General features: G+C 56.4%; 19 protein-coding genes and 1 pseudogene. 9 read left to right on the plus strand and 11 right to left on the minus strand.

The features are described from left to right. The first annotated feature begins 151 nt into the window (after positions 1–151). The 7 genes from BJF95_RS18455 (at position 152) to BJF95_RS18485 (ending at position 9,849) form a co-directional block, all read left to right on the plus strand. Positions 152–1,363, plus strand: coding sequence for a site-specific integrase (locus BJF95_RS18455; protein ID WP_075640876.1), 1,212 nt, complete (start codon positions 152–154; stop codon positions 1,361–1,363). Then, positions 1,360–2,880, plus strand: coding sequence for a site-specific integrase (locus BJF95_RS18460; protein ID WP_075640877.1), 1,521 nt, complete (start codon positions 1,360–1,362; stop codon positions 2,878–2,880). Before BJF95_RS18455 ends, BJF95_RS18460 begins: the two co-directional genes overlap by 4 nt. Then, positions 2,877–5,231, plus strand: a complete 2,355-nt coding sequence (locus tag BJF95_RS18465) for a hypothetical protein (protein WP_075640878.1) — start codon at positions 2,877–2,879, stop codon at positions 5,229–5,231. The genes BJF95_RS18460 and BJF95_RS18465 overlap by 4 nt, the downstream gene beginning before the upstream one ends. After that, entirely contained in the window at positions 5,224–5,679 is a 456-nt protein-coding gene (locus BJF95_RS18470; protein ID WP_075640879.1) for a hypothetical protein, read from the plus strand. Before BJF95_RS18465 ends, BJF95_RS18470 begins: the two co-directional genes overlap by 8 nt. Then, complete coding sequence (locus BJF95_RS18475) at positions 5,679–6,086, plus strand: hypothetical protein (protein WP_075640880.1); 408 nt, start codon at positions 5,679–5,681, stop codon at positions 6,084–6,086. The genes BJF95_RS18470 and BJF95_RS18475 overlap by 1 nt, the downstream gene beginning before the upstream one ends. Positions 6,087–6,225: 139 nt before the next feature. After that, positions 6,226–8,517 (plus strand): AAA family ATPase, encoded by a 2,292-nt coding sequence (locus BJF95_RS18480; protein ID WP_075640881.1) that lies wholly within the window; start codon positions 6,226–6,228, stop codon positions 8,515–8,517. 57 nt (positions 8,518–8,574) lie between these two features. Further along, positions 8,575–9,849, plus strand: a complete 1,275-nt coding sequence (locus BJF95_RS18485) for a DUF3644 domain-containing protein (protein WP_245297367.1) — start codon at positions 8,575–8,577, stop codon at positions 9,847–9,849. A gap of 90 nt (positions 9,850–9,939) precedes the next feature. Here BJF95_RS18485 and BJF95_RS18490 read toward each other — a convergent pair. The 4 genes and pseudogenes from BJF95_RS18490 to BJF95_RS18505 form a co-directional block, all read right to left on the minus strand. After that, a pseudogene (locus tag BJF95_RS18490) lies at positions 9,940–10,803 on the minus strand (S66 peptidase family protein); the annotation flags it as partial. Next, positions 10,790–11,515, minus strand: a complete 726-nt coding sequence (locus BJF95_RS18495) for an alpha/beta fold hydrolase (protein ID WP_075640883.1) — start codon at positions 11,513–11,515, stop codon at positions 10,790–10,792. The pseudogene BJF95_RS18490 and the gene BJF95_RS18495, both read right to left, overlap by 14 nt. Continuing rightward, positions 11,512–11,913: a hypothetical protein gene (locus BJF95_RS18500; protein WP_245297368.1), complete on the minus strand. Its 402-nt coding sequence runs from the start codon at positions 11,911–11,913 to the stop codon at positions 11,512–11,514. The genes BJF95_RS18495 and BJF95_RS18500 overlap by 4 nt, the downstream gene beginning before the upstream one ends. Positions 11,914–12,035: 122 nt before the next feature. Continuing rightward, positions 12,036–12,746: a cysteine hydrolase family protein gene (locus tag BJF95_RS18505; protein ID WP_075640884.1), complete on the minus strand. Its 711-nt coding sequence runs from the start codon at positions 12,744–12,746 to the stop codon at positions 12,036–12,038. Between the two features lie 302 nt (positions 12,747–13,048). On the opposite strand from BJF95_RS18505, the gene BJF95_RS18510 reads away from it, so the two are divergent. Continuing rightward, positions 13,049–13,804, plus strand: a complete 756-nt coding sequence (locus BJF95_RS18510; protein ID WP_075640885.1) for a glyoxalase superfamily protein — start codon at positions 13,049–13,051, stop codon at positions 13,802–13,804. A 366-nt stretch (positions 13,805–14,170) separates the two neighbouring features. Here BJF95_RS18510 and BJF95_RS18515 read toward each other — a convergent pair whose 3' ends face one another. Genes BJF95_RS18515 through metG form a run of 4 tightly spaced genes read right to left on the minus strand, consistent with a single transcriptional unit; the run spans position 14,171 to position 19,153 of the window. Next, on the minus strand, positions 14,171–15,955 hold the full coding sequence (locus BJF95_RS18515; RefSeq protein ID WP_075640886.1) for a chloride channel protein: 1,785 nt from the start codon (positions 15,953–15,955) through the stop codon (positions 14,171–14,173). A gap of 31 nt (positions 15,956–15,986) precedes the next feature. Further along, the gene (locus BJF95_RS18520; RefSeq protein WP_075640887.1) at positions 15,987–16,814 is read right to left on the minus strand and encodes an MBL fold metallo-hydrolase; all 828 of its coding nucleotides are present in this window, start codon (positions 16,812–16,814) and stop codon (positions 15,987–15,989) included. Positions 16,815–16,821: 7 nt separating this feature from the next. Further along, positions 16,822–17,604, minus strand: coding sequence for a TatD family hydrolase (locus BJF95_RS18525; RefSeq protein WP_075641145.1), 783 nt, complete (start codon positions 17,602–17,604; stop codon positions 16,822–16,824). A gap of 4 nt (positions 17,605–17,608) precedes the next feature. Further along, entirely contained in the window at positions 17,609–19,153 is a 1,545-nt protein-coding gene (gene metG, locus BJF95_RS18530; RefSeq protein WP_075640888.1) for a methionine--tRNA ligase, read from the minus strand. Between the two features lie 494 nt (positions 19,154–19,647). Here metG and BJF95_RS18535 point away from each other — a divergent pair, with 494 nt between their 5' ends. Next, positions 19,648–20,448 (plus strand): sulfite exporter TauE/SafE family protein, encoded by an 801-nt coding sequence (locus tag BJF95_RS18535; RefSeq protein ID WP_245297369.1) that lies wholly within the window; start codon positions 19,648–19,650, stop codon positions 20,446–20,448. 21 nt (positions 20,449–20,469) lie between these two features. Here the strand turns inward: BJF95_RS18535 and BJF95_RS18540 are convergent, their stop codons facing one another. The 3 genes from BJF95_RS18540 to BJF95_RS18550 all read right to left on the minus strand — a co-directional run bounded on the left by BJF95_RS18540 (position 20,470) and on the right by BJF95_RS18550 (position 23,542). Further along, positions 20,470–21,489 (minus strand): DNA polymerase III subunit delta', encoded by a 1,020-nt coding sequence (locus tag BJF95_RS18540; protein ID WP_075640889.1) that lies wholly within the window; start codon positions 21,487–21,489, stop codon positions 20,470–20,472. A gap of 1 nt (position 21,490) precedes the next feature. Further along, positions 21,491–22,168, minus strand: a complete 678-nt coding sequence (gene tmk / locus BJF95_RS18545) for a dTMP kinase (protein ID WP_075641147.1) — start codon at positions 22,166–22,168, stop codon at positions 21,491–21,493. A 126-nt stretch (positions 22,169–22,294) separates the two neighbouring features. Next, positions 22,295–23,542, minus strand: a complete 1,248-nt coding sequence (locus BJF95_RS18550; RefSeq protein ID WP_083638921.1) for a D-alanyl-D-alanine carboxypeptidase family protein — start codon at positions 23,540–23,542, stop codon at positions 22,295–22,297. Between the last annotated feature and the right edge of the window lie 115 nt (positions 23,543–23,657).

The following is a 23,657-nucleotide window of genomic DNA, read 5'->3' on the forward strand; positions in this document are numbered from 1 at the left end:
TGGAACAGCCCGGTCATTTTCCCGCTGTTGCTTTCAAGCGTCAAATGACGCGTTATCCTGTTGCGATTATTTCCACTTAACTGCCGTTATGGCTGTTGCTTTTTCTGTTCCACCCTGGAATGTTCTGTTCGCTGTTCCACGGTGGTGATTCATGCCGGTCAACGTCAATTCGTCAAGCCTCCCGCCATCTCTGAATGCGCTCATCAGCGTTGGGCCGACCAACGTGCCACGGTTCTGGGCAACGGTCTGGAGCGATATCCTCAAGCGTGATATCGAAGCTTCGACCCGGCGGAAGCACCTCGCATCTCTTGATCGCTTCTATGTCGCCGTCGCGCGCCAGCGGCGAACGGACTGTTTGGACAGCTTGATCGCCAACGCCGACGCTGATGCACTCGAAGACTGTCTGATGGGCTTTCTGGCACAACTCCAGAACGAAGCCGCCATCAACGGTGTGGATCGGTCTTCGATATGGCAAACGTCGGTCGCCTTCGTCGTCGATATGCTTAGGCGGGCCGGAAACGCCGCCGGAGCACGGGCGGCACAGATCGAAGCGAAGCTTCTCAGGATTGAGACCCTCTATAACCAGCTTGCGCCCAACCCCGAAAAGCCACCACCACCGATCCGAGCGTTGCCCGCTCTCGTGGTCGAAGACTTGTATGAAATCTTCATGCCAGGCTCGCCGCGAAACCCGTTCAAGACGGAGACGCTCCGCTGGCGAAACCTGCTGATCTTCATGCTTCTTCTGCGCCTTGGACTGAGGCGCGGCGAAGCCGCGCTTCTCATCGACAATTCATTCAAGCGCGACTTCGATCCGGTTTCCGGCAAGACGATCCACTGGGTCGACATCGAAGATACGAACGATGGCGATCCGCGATACGAGCTTCCCAGCCTGAAAACGCCCATGTCACGGAGGCAGTTGCCCGTTCAGCAAGAGGTCGTCGATCTGGTCGACTACTTCAGGAAAAACCACCGCGGCCGAGCCGACTTTCCTCATCTACTGATGTCCCAGAAAGCCAAACCGCTTGCATTGCGGTCGATCAACAAGGTGTTCGACATCGCGACGGAAGCGTTGTCTGTCGAGGCGAAAGCGTCCCTGAAGAAGCAGGGCCTGGACGGCGTGTCGCCCCACGACTGCCGCCATACCTCGGCGGTCGTCCGGATGACCCTCTATAAGGAGGCCGGATTCGATATCCAGCAATCGATCGAGAAGCTGCGCGTGTACTTCGGCTGGTCGAAGAAGTCGGACATGCCGAGGCATTATGCCAAGGCCTACTTCGAGACCAGCCTGGCCGAGGTCTGGAGCGAGAAATTCGATACCTACGTCGATGCCTTGAGGAGCATCAATCCGGAGATGTCCGCATGAAAGCTCCATTGAAACGGCGCAGCCTCCAACTACTGGACGAGATCGCGGCAATCACCAGATCGCTACCGCCATTGCCGTCCGTTGTGCGTTACCACGACGATTTTGCCGATGAAACGCGATCGATCCGGTGGGACGATGAAGAAACAGCCGTGTTGTTGTTGGATGGCACACTATACCGTCTAGCCACAAATAGATTCACTTTTGCAGAAGCGATCATGCGGCACGTTATTGCCGACTGGCTCGCGAGGCTCGATCCTCATACGGTGAAAATCTACATTGAGGCGGCGTTCAAAGCGGTTCGTGACGAGTGTCCCGACGCGTTCTTCGAATTGTTCATCTGCTCCCCGCAGAGCTGTCGGACCATCTGGACATTGACGATACAACCTGTTGTCAGCGCCAAAGTATCTTTTGCACTCAGAGCAATCCTTCACTCGCTTTGCCGCCTGAATATCGGCCAGTGGACCCAGCCAGGCACCTCTATCGTCAGGTCGCTGACCAGTCCGAAGGTCGACCGCTACCGCGTCGTGCGCGCCGGCGACTGCTTCATGCCGCTCGACCAGCAGGCCATCATCGTCGCCCACATTGACGACATGTGTCAGATGCTCGCCGCCGATCCCGAGATGCTCGACAACGATATCCTGCTCGACGTCTGCCTGCTGGTCCTGTCATTCCAGTACGCCTTGAGACCGGGCCAGCTCGCGAGAATCGAGCTGGCCGACCTCAGAGTCTATTCCTTCGCTGTGCACTTCGCGTTCACGATCATCAAGCAGCAGGACCAGTCCAAGCGCATCCGGGAAACCAGAAAGATCAAACGGGAATGGGGACCGCTCTTCGTGGAGCTGGCGAAGCGCAGGCAAAGCGGCGCTCTCCTGCCGGAGGAGGGGGTCTCCCCTCGCCTGCTCTTCGGCCTAACGCCTCCCGGCGTGAGAACGGCGATAAAGGAACTGACCGAACACCTGACTGGCGAGCCCTGGACCCCGACCGATATCAGGCACACGGCGGCCCAGCGTATGGCAGACGCTGGTGTGTCCCGAGCGGTGTTGACCCAGTTCCTCGGTCAGACGAGCGACCGGATCGCCGACGTCTACTACGACCAGTCACCGTCTCAAGCCGAGCAGATCAACAAGGCTCTGGCACTCTCACCGATCTTCAGCGCCGTGGCAAAGGTCGGTACGACCAAGACGATCGACATAGACATGCTCCGTGGTCTTCCGGAAGAGAAGCAGATCGGCGGAGTGCCTCACGGGGTCCCCATCGGCGGGATCGGCGGCTGTCAGCTCGGGCAGAACCTCTGCATGAGAAATCCAGTGATTGGCTGCTATACCTGTCCAGACTTCATGGCCCTGAACGATCCGGAAATCCACGAGGAGGTCCTCGACGGACTACGCCCGGTTGTGAACGAGTTCGCCGCCGCCTCGCGAAACAACCAGATGTCGCCCGCATACGGTCAGCTCAGGGCGACCCTGACAGCAGTGCAACGCCTGGTCGACGAACTTCGCAACGAGGGTGAGCCGTGAACCGCTTCTACGCCGAATTTATCGGGACAGCCCGAGAGTTAGCCGAAAGCCGTGGGCTCGTCTGGAACCTCGAGTTCGATGAGAGCGGGAAGGTCAGCAAGGAAACACGCTGGAACCTGACCGCCCTGGTCGGACTGATGCCGCCACCAACACTGTGGCTCGGACAGGTCGGCGTCGACGCGAACTCTTTCGAAAAATTGAACGAAATCAGACAAAGGATGGGGCAAGGGCCCCTTACCGCCTCCCCGATGTCAGCGGAATGGCAGAACCTATACAAGGCCATCTTCATCCACCAGCTTCTCGTCCGGAAAAACAAGCCGATGAGCGCCATAAAGATGACAGGACCGATCCGTCAACTCGCGCCTGTCGCTGGCGATACGCCGCCTTGGTTGGTCACGCCGGATCAAATCCAGCAGGCATACAATGCGACCCTCGAAGGCCAGGCGTCGGGAAAGGTGGCTCTCGACTTCAAAACGATGGTCAAAACCATTCTTGATGGTCTGCACCTTGCCGACTCCCCTTCCCTCGATCGCTTCTGCGTCCCCTATGCGACCAAAGAGGCATCGGAGGCGCAGGAACGAGCCAATGCGACCAAGACCCGGCAGAACGCGCACGGCGGACGCGACGGTCTGCGGAAGAGGCTCGCCGAGCGCAAGTCGGCCTCCAAGCTCCCCGACGAGCGCGCCTTCTGGGAACTAATACGGATCGTTTTTACCGAAACGCCACGATCGTTCAACGACGCGATCCGCTTTGCCGCGTTCAAGGTCCATATCATCATGGGCTTCCGGATCGGAGAGACCGCATCCATCCCGTATGATTGGAAGCGTTGGCGCGACTATGTCGACTCGAAGGGAAAGCCCGCCGGCGAACGCGGCGGCATCTCGCGCTCGCTGATGATCCGCCACTTCGCCGAAAAGCAGGCGGAAAGCGCGACAAGCGAGGGCATGTCGCTCTATGAGAACACGGCACATGTACCGACGATATTCCAGGATATACTGGTGGAAACGCTGGACTTCGTCGAGAGGATTACCGCACCCTTGAGGGAGCGTCTCAAGCGACAGACGGAGACGGGCCGCATCTTCCCCGAGTACGCCGAGGAGACGTTGATTCCGGCGTGGGAAGTGTTCATTCGCCTGACCGGACACGCCCGGTTCTCGCATGCCGAAATCCCTCCTGAGCTATTCGAGCGATATCGGCAAACATATGATCCAGACTTGCTTCGCGACATCAGGGAATTACAGAGCGGTTTTGCAAAGCGGGGGCTAGCTCAGTTTTGGGAGGCGAACCCCCATCTTACAGTAAGAGACATTGCAGGTGTCCCGTTCGAGAGAAGGGTATCTTGGAACAACGCATTCATCCGGACGGGAGACGTCGAGGAACACGTGCGTGCGAACAGCTTAACCAAGCTCTCGGACACGACTCCAACGACTCTGACAGACGGGACGCTGGTCTATCCCCACGAGCTCATGTTCCTGGTCCCTATCAGGAATCTCATTGAGGGCCGAAACAACGGCATTCTCGACACGACGCTTTACTCCGCGGTCGGACGGACAGACGCAAACGACCTTGTAAATTTTTTGAGCGATGGCGGCACCACGCCGAGCCTGTTCGCCCGCTACGGGTTGACGGAAGAGGATCGGGCGCTTTCGCTGGTGTCACATTCGATCCGGCACCTGCAGAACACGGAGCTGTTCCGACTAGGCGTCGCGGACACGCTCATCAGCAAGAAGTTCAATCGCCGGAGTGTCGCTCAGAGTTACGAGTACGACCACCGGAGTCTGGAAGAGGATATCGCCTTCGTGGATGTACCGCCGGAAGCCGAGGACCGTCTTGGCCACAATGCCCGGCAGGTCTACAAACTGATCGCCGCCAACAAGGCGCATGGCCCGATAGTCGACGAATTCCGGAGCATCCAGCGCGAGTATGGCGACGAAGCCGCCTTCGACTTCCTCGAGGCCGAGGCTGACGGCCTTCACGTAACCCCTTACGGCCTGTGCGTGAACAGCTTCACGAGCGACCCGTGTCCCAAGCACCTCGAATGCTTCAACGGCTGCGTCCACCTCGCGAGGACGAAGGTCTCCAGCGAGCAGACCCATTTGGAGACCCTGCGCGACAGGTTCGCGAAGATCATCATCAAACTGGAGCAGACGCCTGAGAAGCGTCGCAACATCGGGTGGGCCAACCAGCTTAGGCACGCCCGCGTCCGCTATGACAACATTCTCAAGGCTATCGACACGGTCCCTGGCCAACAGGTCTTTCCCGACGGTATCGACCTGTCGGTCACGCCGAAACAGCAGTTCGGCAATACCATCATCGACACCATGAAGAATCTGAGAGACCTCGATGTTTGACAAGGTACGGGTGCTGGAGGAACTGCTCGAGGCGATGATCGCCGAAAACGAGACCATTACCGTCAGGGCGGTTTGCCGCCGGAGCGACGGGGTCTTCAAGCACGCTACCGACATCACGCGCAATACCCAGCGGCAGGCGACGGTCAATGCGGCGGTAGCCAGACAGGAAACCATCCGGACAGCCGTCGAGCGCAGTAGTAAGAAGTCCCGTAGCGAACTGGAAAGGCTGGTCGCGACCAAGAACGACGAGATAGCGCAGTTGCAGGCGGATAAGGAACTTCTGATAGCTTCGCACCGCGCCATGATCCTCGCCGTGGCCGAAATGGGCGGGTTCGCCACCTGGAGGAAGTTCTACGAAGGCTACCAGGAGGTCATAGACAGGCTTGAGAAGATGCGCGCCATCCCGTCAGGCGAAGTGGTGGACTTTCCCCCGAGAGGCGTCACCTGATGGCGCGGGGCACAGGCAAGAGCGGCATCGAGGTCGCCCAGGAGAACGTCGAGGCTCTACAGGCATATCTGGAGGACCTCGGCGACCAGCCGTTGCCTCGTTATGGCGTCGATCTGAACAAGAGCATCATCGCGAAGGCGTGCGGGTTCGACCGTAAGGTGTTCCAGACAAACCCGCGCTGCAACGAAATCTTGAACGAGGCCGATAGCCGCGACCGCGAGGCGAACCTGACGCGCCTCGACCAGGCAGAAGCGGACCGCGAGCAGAAGTCCAAGGTCGATGGCAACCAGATGGCGTTGGAAGAGGAGAACCTTCGGCTGAAGGCAGAGAATGCTTCGCTACGCCGCGACCTTGACCGCCTTAAGAGGCTGAGCGCGGTGATCGCCGAGACTGGGAGGCTTCCATGATTGGGTGTTTGAAGTTTGGTCCTCGGAGCCGCGCCGTCGTGGCCCCGACAGGCCATGGGAGCTGGATCGCAGTGAATGAGGCACAGGGACCCGCGACGGAACGTCGTGGGTGGCCGCAGTGAACGGAGAGCTGGAACCCATGGCAGGGGCCACTGAACGACGGCGTGGTTCCGAGGATCAGACGTTCCTGGTCCTTGGTGAGCGTTCTGAGCAGTCTTCCTGGGAACTTTCCATCACCTCGGTCCATGCCAGCCGGTTCGGAGACCATGTCATCATCGGCCGGGACGAGACCGAGCAGCTCCGCCGTGCCCTCGTTCTTTCCAAGAGGTCACCGCGTGATCCGGCCGTCGGCGAGACGTGGCGTGTCACAGGCTCGATCCAACTCCATCCCGAGTATGGTCCGCAGCTCCATGCCGAGGTAGCCCTTCCGCTCGTGACCAAGGGACGAGCGATCATAAGGCATCTTGCGACCGACAAGCGCTTCGTCAGCATTGGGTGGGCTACGGCCGAGCGGGTCTGGGAGCGCTTCGGCGAGACCATCTATGACATCATCCGAGATCGCGACCTGAAGGTGCTTGCGGAGGTCGTCGGCGCGGATCGGGCCATCGCCATTGTCGACGGCTTTGGCATGCTTGCTGAGGAGGTCGAAATCTTCCGGTGGCTGGATCGGTACGGCGTCTCGCCTCGTGTGGCTGGTGCTGCCGCCCGCGTCTGGAGTCTTGGAGCCATCGACCGCATCAAGGCCGATCCGTTCACGATGACATTGCTGGAGCCGTGGAAGGACGTCGACGCAAGAGCGTTGCGGCTGGGCGTCGCGCTTGACGACCCGAGGCGATTGATGGCCGCCGTCGAGGAGGCGTTGGCCATCCGCTTCCGGGCAGGGAACATGGCCTCCCCTTCCCCGGTTCTGAAGCCTCTCGTGAAACGCCTGCTCGCACCTTGGTCGGGCGATCCAGCGACTGCCATCGATCTCGCCTTGGCCAAAGGTCGCGTGGTCTCACCGTCACCCGATCTTCTCCAGTCGCGAGCCTGCCAGTTCATGGAAGAGGAGGTCGCCCGACAGATCAACGAGCGCATCGGCCGTGAGATTCCAGGATTCGATGGCAAGCTCGTCGTTGACGCTATCGCGAAGGTCGAGGAGGAAATAGGATACGCTCTCACCGATGCACAACGAGAGGCCGTATTCATGGCCACGAGCTGCGGCGTCTGTGTGATCAGCGGCGGCGCAGGCACGGGTAAGACGACAGTCGTCCGGGCGATCCTTGCCGCTCTGGAAGCCGTCCGCGACAGCCTTCCGGCTTCGCAGCGCCAGGGTATCGAACACCTGCAGGTCGCTCTGGCAGGCCGCGCAGTCAGACGCATCAGCGAAGCCACCGGTCGCCCGGCGAGCACCCTCTCAAAATTGGTTCACGAGATCGAAGATGCAGGCCGCCGCGTTCGGGCAGGAACCGTCATCTTCGACGAATCTTCAATGCTCGATACCCCCTCGATATACAGGGTGCTCGCCCAGTTGCCCATCGAGGTGAACCTGATCTTCATCGGCGACCCCGGACAACTTCCGCCCATCGGACCCGGCCTGCCCTTCCACACCATGGTCGAGGCATCAGGCATTCCTTCCGTTATCCTGAACGTGATCCATAGACAGGACGAAGCAACTGGCATTCCAGTCGTCGCGTCAGCCGTGCGTATCGGCAAGGCAATTGACATCAGGCGCTTCGATCCGAATGTTGCGATGGCACCTGGCATCTATATCTTCCCAGCGACGAACGAAGACGTGGCAGTAAAGACCATGGCCGCCTTCCGCGCCATGTGCGGGCGCGTACCGGCCAAGGGCAAAACGGCTGACCTGCATGACTTGGACGTTCAAATACTCACGCAGGTGAAAAACGGCCCCGCAGGATTGAAGGAGCTGAACCGCGCCATCGAGACCGAATACATGGCCAGACAGGCGAACGTCGAGGACTGGGGGCTGAGTGTCGGGTCCAAGATCATGTGGCTGAAGAACGATTACTCGAAGGCCCCTGAGCTTGACACCGAAGGCAAGCCCGTAGTCGATAAGCTAACTGGTGATCCAATCTGCGCGGGGTTCATGAATGGTTCGCTGGGCGTCGTAATGAAACCTCATCCAAAGGGTGCGTGCGTCAGATTTGACGACGGCGCTGAAGACGTAATCACCACGGCTGACCTTGAGAAGCTCACCCTTGGCTATGCGATCAGCGTGCACAAGGCACAGGGATCGGCCTTCAAACGCATCATTATTCCAGTCGTCAGGTCGAAGCTGTTGGACCGGACTATGCTCTACACCGCCATAACTCGCGGAATAGAGACCGTGGTTCTTGTTGGCGATATCGATCTCGTTAACGATGTAATCGCCACCAGCCCACATACGCTCCAGCGCAACCATAGTTTAAGATTCGAAGTTGCAACTTAATGTTGCTCTCGCAGCGACTCTCGCTAATATCTCCTGCAAACGGGGGGGGGATGGTGAGTGGCGGTAGAAACTGATTTGGCGGCGGTCGCGGTAGCTAATGAAGAAAACGACGACATCGAGATCGGCATTATAGGAGCCGAAATCGAGAAGCCGAAGGTCAAGCGACGTCGTGGCAATACGCTTGAAAAGTGGGAAGCGGCTCTGGTTAAGGCGATGATCCGCCGCAAGACTTACAACGACCAGGATATTCTTTCCTACTTCACTCGCCCCACGCGGACTGTGAATCACCGTCTAATCGGTGAAATAAGAACAGGCTCAAAACATAAAGCTGTGAAAGCAGCAGACGACGAGGGACTGGATGCTTTCCTCTCTACGTGGCCCGATATCGATCATGAGACGGGACTGAGTGTCCGTGGCGACGAACTCCTGATTAAGGCCCGAGAGGCGATGATCGCCGCCGTTCATACCTTCAACAGCGCTGGTCTGACGTTCCGCGCTGAATTGTTTGTGGTGACCGCGATCATCGCATGGACCTACTTGTTGCACGCATACTTCAAGCGCGAGGGCGTTACCTACATCTACAAGGGAAGCAAAACACCTAACGGCCAAGATCGCTTCTGGGACCTTGCTCAATGTTTGGACACTGGCAAATGCCCCTTGTCTCCGGGCGTCAAGACGAACTTGCGCTTCCTAATTGGGCTTCGGAACGAGATCGAGCATCAGTCCACCAGTAGGATCGACGACGCGGTTGGCGCAGAGCTTCAATCCTGCTGCTTGAACTTCAACGACGCCTTGAGAACTTATTTTGGACACCAGTTCGGCTTGGAGAAGCGATTGCCTATTGCACTTCAGTTTGTGTCTTTCGGCATGGACCAGCGCACGGCGTTGAAGAAGGCTTCGAGCTTACCTGTTCACGTGTCCTCCTTCATATCGGCATTCGAACATGATCTGACAGAGGAGCAGGTTAAGGACCCTGCGTTCAGGTTGAAGGTAGCTTTTGTTCCTATAGCAGCGAAAAAGGCTGCCGGTGCGGATCAGGCTGTCGTCGTCGTCTCGCCGGTGTCAGACCTCGCCGAACAGGTCGAGGTGGTCTTCAAAGAGGTCAACCGCACTCGCTACATCAGGCAGGACATCCTCGATAAGGCCGCAGAAGCCGGATTCCCGAAGTTCGGCGCCGGGGCACACACGAAGCTGATGAATGAGCTTGACGCAAAGAATCCCGCGCGGGGATACGGCTGCGTGGGTGATTATAAGGCTCACTGGGTATGGTTCGACAAGTGGCTTGAGACGGTCCTGCAGCACTGCAAGGACAATGCGGAAAAATACCAGTAGATACGTGACGGCCAGATCGTGGCCTGCGGTCGCTCGTACGAAAGCAGACTTTATCTTCAGCGTCCTACTGTCGGCGTCAAGAGTGGCTTCAGTGCCAATCGGTATCGCCAGGGCATTGTCTCCGTGGCCCAATGGAAGGCCTCCTAGCACGGGGACCCCAAGTAGGCTTAGTCGATCCCGCAAGACATCTACCACTGTCAAACCCTTGGAAGGGGCGAAGTTGGTGAACTGACCGACAGCCACGCCCTTCACTCCCGCAAGGGAGCCGCTCTTGATCAGTCGCGTAAGATTGCGGTCGATATGCCCGATTCCCTTCTCCACATCTTCGATCAGCAGTATCGCGCCATCGAGGTTAGGAAGTGTCCAGCCTGCTGCTGTTGCGATCATGTCCAGGTGACCGCCTATGAGCGCACCGGTGACCTTTCCGGACGTCGTCAAATCAGCGGTTGGTTCGCCTTCGTGCGAATGAACAAGGGTATCTTCTGTCGACGAGATAGCCGTTTCGAACGATCTGGAAGAAGTCTCACCTGATTGAACCGGATTCCATGCTGCGCCATGTATTCCTGGCACTGAACACTGCTTCCAGATCGCCAAGTGAAGGATAGTGATCTCGCTGAAGCCGATCAGGACCTTTGGGTTCGCACGCATGGCAGCGAAGTCGACACCATCCGCAATCCGGTAGGCCCCCTTTCCGCCCCTCGTCGCGATGATGGCTCGAACGGTCTGATCCCTGATGGCGTCGTTGAGGTCTGCGAGACGGTCTTCGTCTCGACCGGCTAGGTACCCGTATCGGTCAAGGGCGTGGGCTCCCACTTGCGGTTTGAGGCCGAGTCCCGCAAGGAATGTGAGGCAGCGTTGCACGTCAGCTTCATCAGGGGGGCTTGCTGGCGAAACCAACCGGACGATGTCTCCGACAGCTAGCGGTGCCAACTTTGGCGTCTTAGTCGATTCCATTGTTACCTCGGCTCCGGCTCGAAGGAGTCAATTGGTCAATTAGGTGTTTGATTATCGAATTGAGTGCGGCGGGTCGTTCCATCGGCACGTAGTGTCCACAATCCGGAATGACGTGCAGATAGCCATTGTACGCTGAGGCTGCTTGGTTCGCGCTTGTGGTCGTCCCTGGCAATACGTCCGCGTCGCCCGTCACGACATGCACAGGGCCACGGAATGTGGAAAGGATGTCGCCCCTGCTTTGGCGGCTATGGAATGCCCTGACGCCTCGCACTACGTCCTCAAGCGGCTGACGCATAAGAATACCTTCCGCTTCAGCGATGATATCAGGGGAAGTGCTTGAGGAAAAAGCGGGCTTCCACCATTCGGCCCACGCAGCCTTTAGTCCCATCCGCTGGAGGTCATCGGCGTAGGTTATGTTCGCCCCTGAATCCACCCGCCTTGCAGCTTTTGTCCCTATGATTATCAACCCGGCGACACGATCTGGTGCAAGCGCTGCAACCTCCAAGGCGCATGAGCCGCCAACCGAGCAGCCGACGACGATCAGTTTGTTACCCATCGGGAGTTTTAGGGCCTCAGCAGCCCAGTCTTCGACGCGATCACCGAAACCATAAAGCGTTGGCGCATGCGTTGCACCTGGTAGGAGGTCGAGCTGGGCTGCCCACATCGATCCATCCAAAGGCAGTGCATGGAGCAGCAGGAGTTCGGGATTCATGCGGAAGGTTCCAACGATTGCGGGTCACGCCAGCGATGCGGCTGAGTGTCTTTATGGAGATCGCGGTACCGCTTGAGGTTGTTGGCAGATACGACTGAGATCGGTTCCATGCCAACCACCACTAAAACCCCATGCAGCAGCGGATTATCCCACTGGAAGGGAACGTCGCCCCAGAAGAGCGTAAAAGGCCCCTCTCGTTCTTGAACCAAGGTTATCTCGCACAGCGTGCCATAAAAGCGAAAAGCTCGTTTGTGCCGGAAGCGCTTCAGCGGAACCTCTTCGAACTCAGGAATCTCCCGGAGCTTCGTATCCAGTTCTTCAAAGGTCTCGCTGCGATAGAGCATGTCGATATCGCTGTGAGCGAAGGGCTCACGGAGACCCAAAACTTCCTCCGCCATCCCCCGAAGAGATCGCAGGTCATCCCTGAACTTCGTAGCTTGGCTATGATGGCGGCGACTTTCTCTCGGGTGTTTTCCATTGATCTCTCCGGACCTGCGTCGAACATTGTTAATTACCCTGCTTAGGCGGACATAGGGGCGATGGCATCGTCTGTCGGCCGCACATCGCCAAAGCTCCGATAGATGTTGTGGAGTGCTGCGTTGTGGTCCTGATCCCGCCTGGCAGCCGTCCCGTCGGCTATGAAGATTACCCGGAAGCCGCTGGCATAGGCGTCTCGGGCCGAGGACTCACAGCAGATGTTCGTCAACGTTCCGGTGATGAAGACCGTATCGATTCCGCGAGCGCCAAGTACAGCGGGCAAGTCTGAAGAGCCGGGGAAGAACGCGCTATAGGCGGACTTCTCGAAATACAGGTCTTCTGCCTGCGGAGATAGCCCGGCCCACACTCTCTCCGATATCGGACCAGCCCCGCCTGACGTCCGAAATACTTCCGCTACTTCTTCGCCAAAGAATTCCTTGGTGAGGTCGGGATATGGTTGATCGATCCCAGGGACGACCCACGCCACCGTGCCACCAGCGGTGCGAAGCGCGGCGGAGAGACGAACGATGTTGGGCAGTATCCCTCGGCAATAGCCGCTTTCCTCGACGAAAAACCGGACCATGTCGATCACGACCGGAGCCGTTCGACGTGGATCGACAGATTCATAGGCATGGCGTCGCCCGCGCCTTTCCTCCTGCCGGTCGTACTCCCGCTGCTCAATTAGCCAATTGTGAAGCTTTGGGCGTGGACCCGTTATTTGGAGTGATATTGCGCTGCCCTGATCAGAATCCATCTCGGCGAATCCTCGTGCGATGCAACGATGATCACCAGCCGTTGCATCAACGTCAATGGCCCGCACCACGACGCGACAAAAGCGACAAAAGCGTTAAAGGTTTATCAGCCGCAGGGCGGGGTTTAATCGCTTGACAGGACCTACAGGCAAGGCCACCATGAAGTTGGTCGGTGCTACCAGTCCGCTCACGCCCCGCAAAGGGCATGGTGAAAGCACCAGATTGACGATCAAAGTCTCGCGAGAGATCGGTCCGTCAGAAATGTGAGCACTGGCTTTTGGTCCGATCCATCACGGGAAAATCGATGAATACTTTTATGGAAGCCAAGCACATGGCCAAGGTGCTTGAGGGAATACTGCGCGAAAGAAATGTCGCCATCTCACACGGCGAAACTCTCAACATTGTAGCTCGCCAGTTTGGACTGAATGACTGGAATACCCTTTCGGCGCGGATCAAACGTGCCGAGGTCGCAGATGGCCGACGCGTGCAAGCGTTGGTTAGTTGGGATTTTGTAGGAGAGCATCCAACCGAATATGACTTCGGGCTGGACGAGGATGCCCGCAATTCCGGTCGCAGGGCAGCAATGATCAACTACAGCGGAGCCAGGCCAACCCGATACAGAGATGCCAAACAGGCATTTGGATCGCTCTGCCAGACCGTGTCCGCCGTCCCCTATCAGGGGCAACGCCTCGAAGTGACCGCAACCTTGGCAACCGAAAAGGTCTCTCACGGTGCTACAATCTGGGCGCGGGTAGACAAATCTCCTGGCAATACTTTGGCCTTTGACAATCTCAAGGATAGGCCGGACGACGGGTGGATGTTTGGAGACAACAATTGGGGAGTTCGGAGGCTTGTAATTGATGTCCCGCCCGACGCGACATCGGTGCAATTCGGCTTCTTCCTCAAGGGTACGGGAACGGTATGGTCCACTGACTTCAGCGTTGCGGCAGTCGGCGCAGATGTTCCGGTGACTGGAAAGCCGTATCAATCGCAGCGAAAACCGGGCTGGATCGCACCTTCGAATCTTGACTTCTCGCAGGTCGTTGACCTGGTTCCATGAGACGCCGGACATGGAGAGGCACCTCAAGGAGTTGCCCTTCATCATGCTTCGAAGAAGAGCCTTGCAAAAGTGCTTAACAAACGCAACAGGTCGAAAGCTGAGGTTCAGCAACACAGCCGCTCCTGTTGCGTTTGTTCCAAAATCAAAAAGCAACAATCCGGGCTTTAAAACAATTGCAACGGGGTAATGGATCGGCATCTCTCATTATGCCTCCGAAACATGGGTCGCGATCCACATACTCACTCAACTTCAAAGCCGAAACCGCACTCTTTGGAACTTTAATGGATGACCGGGATGTAGCTTAGAAGGTGGAATGGCTCTCTTCTACACCATCCCACTCTACACCATCTCAATGGCGCGTTAAGATTAAATCTCGCCCGATGCCTCGCGTCGCCGTTGGTCGAGTTCTTCACTGTAGCGGCGTAATGTGTGGCTCTCTGTGAGCAATCCGATGGGCTTGACCTGCCCGAGGTCGTTGACCACGGCCAAAGCTTCGCTGTGGGTCGCATCAAAAATGGCCGCCGCCTGTTTGGCGTTCATGTTTGGCAGCAGCACATCCTTGGTATAGCGCAGATAGCTTTCCAGCGTGCGTTCTTCACCATCACGGTCCATGGGATCGGCATAAACTTCCGGTACCAGCACAATGCCTTTGTAGCGGCCTTCGTCATTGACCATGATAACGCGCTGGGTTGAGCCGAGCGGAAACCGCTTGTTGAATTCTTCCAACCCCATGGAGATTTTGGCGGTGCGGACATCGGCGCGCATCATTTTATTGACGGTCAAATCGCGGATCCAACCAACATCATGGGCACTGCGAATGGTTTCGCCGCGCAGATGAAAACGCCATGTGGCAAAGGAATAGCCAAAGGACACGCGCACCACCAGCGACGCGGTCACAACAGCCGCCAGCACCAGCGCGGTGATGGGAAAATCACCCGTCAGTTCCAGCGCCAGAAAGGTCATGGTCAAAGGCCCGCCAATGACAGCGGCAGCAAAGGCGCTCATGCCCACCACGGCATAAACTGTTGGCGTCAGCGTCAGTTGCGGAAAGAAATCCGTGCCAAAGACGAATATTTTGCCCAGCAGCGCGCCCATAAACAGTGAAGCAAAAAACAGACCGCCGCGAAAACCGGAGCCAATCGACACAGCGCTGGCAACTGATTTCAGCATAAAAAGCATCACCAGCGCGCCAAGGGTTGAATCCGAATTGAGGTTGAGATGCAGCGCGCCGTGGCCGCTAGACAGCACCTGCGGCGACACAAGACCCAGAAGCCCCACGATAATGCCGCCGAGAAAGGGTCTGAACACTTGCGAAATCGAGCTTCTACGTGCCGTTTCTTCAATGAAAGACACCGCCTGCATGAGCACAATGCCAATGCCGGCGCAGATAATGCCAAGGGCGATCGTCGGCACATAATCCAGCGGTGTCACAATGCCCATGACACCGACATCAATGGAAAGCCCATGATGCGCGATCTGATTGGCCACCAGATTGGACACCAGCGCAGACACAATCACCGGAGCCAGAGTAATGACCGTATAAGAGCCGATAATCAGTTCAATCGCATAGAAAGCTCCCGTGAGCGGCGCGTCAAAAGCGGCGGCGATGGCACCTGCGGCCCCGCAGCCGACCAGAATGCGCATGTCCCCTCGCCGCAGTTTCAGCTTGATACCGAGCTTGGAAGCAACGCCGGAGGCAATCTGCGTATAGCCCGCCTCAAGGCCCACGGAGGCACCAAACCCATTGGAAATGATGTTTTGCACGCTCACAATAATACTGTCTGTCAGCGATAAGCGTCCACCATGCAGCGCGTTGGCCTCAATGGGGTCAACCATGGGCTTTTTGCGGGTTTTGGACAGGATAAACACGATAATACCCAGCAAAATACCGCCAATAATCGGACCAAACAGCACAATCGGCCCGCTGACCTGACTGCCGCTCAAGGTGTCATCAACGCCAAAAACCCAATAATGCAGGCTTTCACTGAGGAACCGGACCAGCGAAACAAGAAGGCCTGCCAAAACGCCCGTACACACGCCGAGCACCACCAGCGACAGTTCACCACGACGAAACATGGCCTGCAGACGGGAGCGCCGAATATTATCCAGAAAACTGGCGATACCGGGAGATTGGAATGGCTTGTTCAACATCGAAACTTTAGCCGATCACGGGCTGGTTGGATCAAAATTGGGGCGTCACCAGATTGGTTTCAAACTGCATCTGATCATAGGCAGGTTCCACATGTGCGGGCGTTTCCTCCATGACTCTGTCGTAATCAAGAGGAATATGCATGTGAGTCAAAATAGCGCGTTCAGGTGACAGCGATTTGATCCAGCCAAGCGCCTGCGCCAGCGAGAGATGGCTGGGATGTTCTTTGTATTGCAAGGCATCAATCACCAGCACATCCAGGCCCGACAAGCGCTGCACTGTTTCCGTCGGGAAGTCGGAAACGTCACTGCAATAGGCCACATTGCCAATGCGAAAACCAAGCGAGGTGATATCGCCATGCTGCTGCAACAAAGGCAGGAGAGGGATGCTGCCCCCCTTCCCTTCAATCACCACCGGCTGATCCAGGTTTTCAATCACATGCGGTTGCACAATGGGTGGATAGCTGCTGCCCTCAGGTGTTTTCAGGCAATAGCCAAAACCGGCCTCGATGCGGCCCATGGTTTCAGCATCGGCATAGATTGGAATCCGCCGCCGTTGGATCATGGCATAGCCGCGCAAATCATCAATGCCGTGCAGGTGGTCGGCATGGGCGTGGGTGTAGATAACGGCATCGATTTCGCTGATGCGTGCCCGCACCATCTGCTCACGCAAATCAGGGCCAGTATCCACCAAAACCGTGGTTTTGCCGCCGTCATCACTCCATTGCTCGATGAGAAATGCAGCCCTTGTGCGCCGATTTTTCGGGTTTTCAGGATTGCAATTGCCCCATTCACCATTGATCCGCGGAACACCCGGAGAAGAACCACATCCCAAAATGGTGAAACGACGGCGATAGGTCATAGATCAATCATAGCCTTGGCATTTTGGAAAACAATTTCAACGCATTGTCCGTGGTGATCTTGGCCATCTCTGCATAGCTCAAACCCTTGACCTCGGCCAGCACTTCGGCAGTGTTGACCACATAAGAAGGCTCATTGCGCTTGCCGCGCCAACGCTTGGGCGCAAGGTAAGGCGCATCCGTCTCCACCAACAGGCGATCGAGCGGCACATCCTTGGCAATATCGCGCAGTTCTTGCGATTTCGGAAAGGTCAGAATGCCCGAAAAAGAGATATAGCCACCAAGTTCAACGCCAGTTTTGGCAAGCGCTTCACCCGCCGAGAAGCAATGCAGAATGAAGGGGAAGGCCCCTTTTTTTGTCTCTTGCGTCAAAATCGCTGCCATATCCTCATCCGCACTGCGGCTGTGAATGACCAGCGGCAATTGGGTTTGACGTGATGCTTCGATGTGGCGCAAAAAGCCGGTTTTCTGATCCTGTGGCGTTTGCGTATCATAGAAATAATCCAGACCGCATTCACCAATGGCCACAATTTTCTCGTGGGCATTGGCCAGCTGCACCAGATCAGCCGCAGAAATATCCAGCTCTTCATTGGCATTGTTCGGATGGGTGCCAACCGAGCAGAACACCGATGGATAGCGCTGCGTCAATGCCAACAGCGCATCCAGCTTGGCCACTCGGGTGGAGATTGTCACCATCTGTTTCACGCCCGCATCATGGGCGCGCTTGACCAGTTCGTCACGCTCGCTCTCGAAATCGGCAAAATCCAGATGGCAATGGGTATCAATCAGCATAACTTCAAGCCTTGTCAGGGGCAACATAGCGTGGAAACACCGGAGTAGGTGCTTCCAGAACGGTTCCGGGTGTCAGGCGACCCGCCTCACCCAGCTTGTCAAAGCTGCGGTCTTCCGGTGCTACCGCCACGAGATCCAGAAGCTTGGCAGCACTGTCCGGCATGATTGGCTGAAACAGAATGGCAATCTGACGCACCACTTCGGCCGTGACGTACAGCACCGTTTCCATGCGCGGCACATCCGTTTTGCGCAGCACCCAAGGTTCCTGGGCTGCAAAATAGCGGTCTGTTTCGTTGACAATGTTCATGATGGCCGCAACAGCCTTGTGAACCTGCTGCATCGCCATTTCCTCGCGGCAGATGGTGATGGCAGAATCAGCCACGGCCAGAATAGCCTTGTCGGCATCGGTCAATTCGCCGGCCTGTGGAATTTTACCATCGCAGTTCTTGACGATCATCGACAAGGAACGGCTGGCAAGATTGCCAATGCCATTGGCGAGATCGGCATTGATGCGCGTGCCAATGCCCTCTTCCGAATAGCTGCCATCCTGTCCAAATGACACTTCGCGCAAGAAGAAGAAACGCACCTGATCCAGACCAAAGTGGTTGACCAGATTAACCGGGTCCACAACATTGCCCAGCGATTTCGACATTTTCTCGCCCTTGTTGAGCAAGAAGCCGTGCGCATAGACCCGCTTCGGCAGCGGCAAACCGGCAGACATCAAAAATGCAGGCCAGTAGACGGCGTGGAAACGGATGATATCCTTGCCGATGATATGGGCGTCTGCTGGCCAATATTTGGCGCGCGGGCCATTTTCATCGGTCAGATAGCCGGTGGCGGTGATATAATTGGTCAGCGCATCGACCCAAACATACATGACGTGCTTGTCATCGCCGGGCACCTTGATGCCCCAATCGAATGTGGTGCGCGACACCGACAAATCCTTGAGACCGGATTTGACGAAAGACATCACCTCATTGCGACGCTCATTGGGACCGATGAAATCGGGTTGGTCTTCATAGAGCTTCAGCAGCTTGTCTTCATAGGCCGAGAGCTTGAAGAAATAGCTCTCCTCTTCCACCCATTCCACGGGCGTGCCTTGCGGACCATAGCGCACGCCATCACGCACCGAGGTTTCATCCTCAGTGTAATAGGCCTCATCACGCACCGAATACCAGCCAGCGTAGCTATCCTTATAGATATCGCCATTGGCTTCCATCCGCTTCCAGATGGCCTGGCTGGCCTCATGGTGGCGCGGCTCGGTGGTGCGAATGAAATCATCGTTGGAGGCATTCAGCAGTTTTCCCATGGCGCGGAATTCATCTGAATTGCGCTTGGCGAGTTCTTCCGGCGTAATGCCTTCATTGCGCGCGGTCTGCTGCATCTTCTGACCGTGCTCGTCTGTGCCGGTCAGAAAGAACACATCCTTGCCATCGAGGCGCTGAAACCGTGCTAATGCGTCGGTTGCGATCAACTCATAGGCATGGCCAATGTGTGGCTTGCCGTTTGGATAGGAAATGGCGGTGGTGATGTAGAATGTGTCTTTCATGGATCGGCCTTTGGAGTCCGCGTCTTGTCTTTATAAAGTGTATGCCGCTCTTAACGCATGTTGGAGCCATGCGAAACAACAAGTTTCTAGAGTTTGTCAGGGAAAAGACGAATCCGGTTTTCCCGATCAGACAAACGAAATCAAAACAACGATGTCTCTGGCTGCATCAATCTGAACCTGACACGCTCTCGTGAATGACCTTTTTGCAAAGAAGCCGATTGCGCTTGACCACCCTGCCCCGCATTTGGTTCATTGCATTTACAGTGATGCTTTGCGCCCAATACCGCAGAAACAAATATCTGACCCAGAGCAAATTTTAGGGAGTCTTTTCTTCATTGAGGCAAAAACAAGACCAGAAAATCTTTGGCTGCATATCATAAGAAGTGGTATAGCCTGCTAACTATTTGAAAATACGTCATTCATCGTGAGTCCATGGCTGAAAGCTTTGTAGATCAGGTCAAGAACACACAGGGTGGCACACCCGGAGACATAGCTTGCTGACAAATTTTTCTTTTGACCCGCTGCTATCCCTTTCCGGCTTTCTCGTTGGATCTTTGGTGGGCATTACAGGTGTCGGTGGCGCATCTCTGATGACACCGCTCATGGTTCTTATGTTTGGAATTCACCCGACGACGGCCGTCGGAACAGACCTTCTCTATGCTGCGATCACCAAGATGGCCGGCACGGCTGTTCATCATCGCCATGGCCATATTCGGTGGCGGCTGGTGGGTCTTTTGGCCATGGGAAGCATACCCGCAACCGCCATCACCCTGTGGTTCATGAGCGGTATGGATCGGAAAAGCGCCCATTCAGTGGCAATTTTAACCACCAGCCTTGGCATCATGCTGATGCTCACGGCTTTGATCCTGCTGTTTCGCGATCTGCTGATGCGGTATGAAATGCAATGGCTGAAAAGGCACAGCACCCCAAGCCCCAGAACAATTGATGCCGGCACATTGGTATTGGGCGTTATTTTGGGCGTATTGGTCACGATGACCTCGGTAGGCGCTGGTGCCATAGGGGTTACGGCTCTGCTCTTTCTCTACCCGCGTGCCAAAATCAACGACATTGTCGGCTCAGACATCGCGCACGCAATACCGCTGACATTGCTTGGTGGCCTGGGTTACTGGATGATCGGCGATGTAAACTGGCTTTTGCTGATTTCGCTGCTGATAGGCTCCATTCCCGGCATCATTCTGGGTAGCTATGCCGCACCAAAACTTCCAGAAAAAGCAGTGCGCACCACGCTTGCTATTGTGCTGGTCATCGTCGCGTTCAAGCTCATCACCCATTGATATAAAATGCAGTGTCTGTGCTTACGCCGCCACTTCAGCCAACACTTCCAGTAGGCTTTGCTTGCGGTCAAGATTATAGGCTGAGGCAATCCCGAGCTTCTCAATAATGCCACTGGAAAGCCGTGACAGCCTCTCGGCCCGGCTAAGGTCGCCTGCCATGGCGGCGTGCTTTGCATTGTCCATCAGAAATTCGGTGATATGCTCAATGAAAAAATGATAGATAACGTCGCTGTCCTTGGCTGAAAGCACATCCGCCAGCTTATGCATCTGCCTTCGCGCAGCAGCCCCCTCATTGGCCAACATGTCATTGAAGGAATTCACAATATCCACACCGCCATAATTGATCAGTTTCAGCGCTTGCGACACGCTACCCTTTGCGTCCGTTGCCAACATGGTAGCCTGTTCGGGCGAGACGCGGGTGCCAAGGTGCGATAAAGCCTGGGTAAGATCCGGCACACTCAAAGGGTTCAGCTTCAAAGGCATGCAGCGAGAGCGAATCGTCGGCAAAAGCTTGCCCGGCGCGTGCGACAGCACCAGAAATAGCGAGCGTTTCGGCGGCTCTTCCAGCACCTTCAAAATGGCGTTTGCCGCATTACGGTTCATGTCATCAGCGGGATCGAGAATCACAATGCGCCAGTTGCCGCTACCGGATGTTTGAGAAAAAAAATGCCCCGCTTTGCGCACCTCTTCCACCGTGATGTAGGATTTGACCTTGCCGGTCTTTTCATCGGTCGGGCGGCTCAAGTGCAGCAAATTATGGGATGCACCAGAGGCAATTTGTCGTCCCACCAGCGAGCTCTGATCTGGATCATACAACACATCGGGGGCGGCATCTGGCTCCGGGCGCGATAAAACATGATGAGCAAAGCGAAACGCAAGCGTGGCCTTGCCAATGCCCTGCGGCCCTTCAATGAGAATGGCGTGGTGCAGCTTGCCGGATTGGTAGGAACGCGCCAGGAAATTCTCGGCTTCCGCGTGACCAAAAAGCTTGGTGTTGGCAAAGGGGGCAATAGCCCCATCCAGAATGCCCGGTGTTTCCATATCAGTTCACCTTTTCCGCATCGTGCTGTCGGCCAATCAAAAGCGGCTGCAACAATTGGAAAATATTTTCTTCGATCTGGCCGACCTCAGCCTCTGCATTGACCACGCGACAACGGTGCGGCTCTGCCTTGGCAATCGCTAAAAAAGCCTCGCGACGACGCTCGTGGGTTGCCAGTTCTTCTTTTTCAAAGCGATCAGGCGTGTTTTCACCAGCATCCCCTGCCCGCCTTTGCGCCCGCGCCAGACCTGCCTTGGCCGGAAGGTCGAGAATAATGGTAAGATCCGGCATAACGCCGTTCACCGCCAAACGCTGTAATTCCTCGATAAAGGCAGGCTGCAGGTTGCCAGTCGCTCCTTGGTAAACACGAGAGGAATCCATAAAACGGTCACATAGCACAATATCGCCGCGCAGCAGGGCCGGGCGCACCCGCGTTTCCACGTGGTCATTACGGGCGGCGGCAAACAGAATTGCCTCCATCTCCACCCCGAAAGGCTCGGCCGCCCCTGACAAGAGAACATGCCGCAGCGCCTCAGCGGCGGGCGAGCCACCCGGCTCGCGCGTGACCACCACCGATAAGCCCAAGGCCATCAGCCGCGCCTGCAACAGCCTGATCTGAGTGGATTTCCCCGCCCCCTCGCCGCCTTCAAAAGTGATGAACAATCCACGACCCAATGCCAATGCTACGCTTTCTCTGCCGCCCATATCCATGGGCATCAAGTTTGAATGATTGCTGTTTATCGCAAGCGGCTATGTTGCGAAACCTCTACAGGCACAAACAGAGAGGTAAATTACCTCCATTTCAGCTTAAACCCATGAAAACAGCAATTCCACCACGGCATCACGCACCCGCTTCATCAAAGCACCAAGCGTTGAAGGCTCTACCGCCTGCAAGGGCAAATCGCGCAACTCTTTATCGCCAAGCAAGATGTGAAGCCGGGCAACCTCCTGTCCTTGCGCAATTGGCGGGCGCAAGGGCCACCGATAAACAAGCTTTGCGGTCAGCTTGCCTGCCGCATCCGTTGGCACGTAAACGTCCACAGCTTGCGGAGATGCCAGAGAAATCTCTCCGGGCTCGCCCCCATAGACGCTCGCTTTGCCAACAATCTGACCTGCTTCAAACAGACGCTTTTTCTCAAACGCCGAAAAGCCCCAGGCAAATGCTCTTGCTGCATCATCGCGTCGGGTCTGTTCGGTTGCGCTCCCGGCCAATGCTAAGTAGAGCCGCACACCGTTTTGCTCGGCTGAGGCAACAATGGAATATCCCTCGCCCTCAGCGAAACCCGCAACCAACCCATCAACACCCGGCACCTGCCCCAACAGCGGGTTGCGATTGCGCTGCGCAATACGGTTCCACTCGAACTCGGGCTGGGCATAGAGCTTGTAAAACTCCGGATAGGTGTTTTTGATGTGCTCCGCCAAACTAATCAAATCACGGGCGCTGACCTTATTGTCCGGGTTTGGCAGACCAGTGGCGTTGGCAAAGTGGCTGTCTTTCAAGCCCAGCGCAATGGCTCGCGCATTCATCATTTTTACAAAATTATCTTCCGATCCCGCCATGCCTTCCGCCAGAATAAGGCAGGCATCATTGGCCATCTGCACCATGGCCCCCTTCAACAAGGCCTCTACGGGCACACGAGAGCGCACGGCGGCAAACATGGCGGCAGTGCGCGATGGTGCACCGCCGGTGCGCCAGGCATATTCCGACACCGGAAACTCTTGCGTCAGAGAGAGCTTGCCGGATTTCAGGGCGTCCAGCACGAGTTCCACTGTCATCAACTTTGAAAGCGAGGCCGAGCTGAACGGTGTTGAGGTATTTTTTTCGAAGAGAACACTGCCCGTCTCTTCCTCAATCAACAAAACCTGCTTGGCTTCCGTGGCAAACACTGCAGGTGCGGATGCATTGCTGGCAGGCTTATCGGTTGCCGCGGGCGGGCTTTGCGAAAACGCGGGCGTGGCAACTTGCACAGCCACAAAAGCCAACACAACAAAGGCTCTGGCAAGCCCAAGTGCATTTCCAAGGGCATTTTTTTTGATCGGCAAGCTCAAATGCATTGCCACCTCTTGCAAAAACGTTGGCCGCATCCGCGACAAACGCCTGTTTTCAGGACGAAATCGCAGCAAAAAAAGAATCGCTCCGCTTCATCCTATGCTTAGGTTTTCCAATCCA

Source organism: Rhizobium oryziradicis, assembly GCF_001939045.1.
Classification (GTDB): Bacteria; Pseudomonadota; Alphaproteobacteria; order Rhizobiales; family Rhizobiaceae; genus Allorhizobium; species Allorhizobium oryziradicis.